Source organism: Kitasatospora sp. NPDC059803 (assembly GCF_042732255.1).
GTDB lineage: Bacteria > Actinomycetota > Actinomycetes > Streptomycetales > Streptomycetaceae > Kitasatospora.
The window spans coordinates 30,032-31,102 of record NZ_JBHWIJ010000074.1; the positions used below are offsets into that span (position 1 = coordinate 30,032).

Annotated in this window: 2 protein-coding genes; both read left to right on the forward strand. The window is 74.9% G+C overall.

Going from position 1 to position 1,071, the window contains the following annotated elements; all coding sequences use genetic code 11:
- Nucleotides 1-456: ATP-binding cassette domain-containing protein (locus ACFV6I_RS14935; protein ID WP_380425506.1), on the forward strand; the 456-nt coding region annotated here is incomplete at its 5' end.
- Nucleotides 453-1,071, forward strand: a 619-nt coding sequence (locus ACFV6I_RS14940; RefSeq protein ID WP_380425508.1) for a metal ABC transporter permease, incomplete at its 3' end; no start/stop codon positions are given. The genes ACFV6I_RS14935 and ACFV6I_RS14940, both read left to right, overlap by 4 nt.

Below are 1,071 nucleotides of genomic sequence, written 5' to 3' on the forward strand. Positions count from 1 at the left end.
CGGGGGCCGCGCCCGCCCCCGGCGGCGCGCCCCCCCCCCGCGGCGCCCCGCCCCCCCCTCGACCGCGCGCTCGCCGCCGTCGGCATGCTGGAACGGGCCGGGGACGGCGTCGCCGACCTGTCCGGCGGCCAGCAGCAGCGGGTGCTGATCGCCCGCGCCCTGGTCGGCACCCCCGACCTGCTGATCATGGACGAGCCGATGGCCGGCGTGGACGCCGCCAGCCAGCAGGTGCTCGCCGACACCCTGCGCGCCGAGGTCTCCCGCGGCGCCGCCGTCCTCCTCGTGCTGCACGAACTCGGGCCGCTGGAGCCGCTGATCGACCGCGCCGTGGTGCTGCGGGACGGCTGCGTCGCACACGACGGCCCGCCCGTGCCCAACACCGGACTGCACGCGCTGCCCGGCCACGACCACGTCCACCCGCACGCCGACCACACCCCGCCGAGGCTGCTGGCATGACCGAGATGCTCTCCTACGACTTCATGCAGCGCGCCCTGCTCGCCGCCGTCCTGGTCGGGATCACCGCCCCGGCCGTCGGCATCTACCTGGTGCAGCGCCGGCAGGCCCTGATGGGCGACGGCATGGGGCACGTCGCGATGACCGGCGTCGGCCTCGGCTTCATCTTCCAGACCAGCCCGGTCTGGATGGCCGTGCTGGTCTGCGTGCTCGGCGCCGTCACGATGGAACTGGTCCGCTCGCGCGGCAACCAGCGCGGCGACATCGCCCTGGCGATGCTCTTCTACGGCGGCATGGCCTGCGGCAAGCTGCTCGTCTCGCTCTCCGCCCAGGCCGGCGCCGGCTCGCTGGAGAGCTACCTGTGGGGCTCCATCCTCACCGTCGCCCCGGCCGACCTGATCACCATCGCGGTGCTCGGCGCGGTGGTCGTCGCGGTCACCGTCGGCCTGCGCCGGCAGCTCTTCGCGATCTGCCAGGACGAGGACTTCGCCCGGGTCACCGGCCTGCCGGTGCGCACGCTCAACCTGCTGCTCGCGGTGATGGCCGCCGTCACCGTCACCGTCGCGATGCGGGTGGTCGGGCTGCTGCTGGTCAGCGCCCTGATGGTGGTCCCGGTGG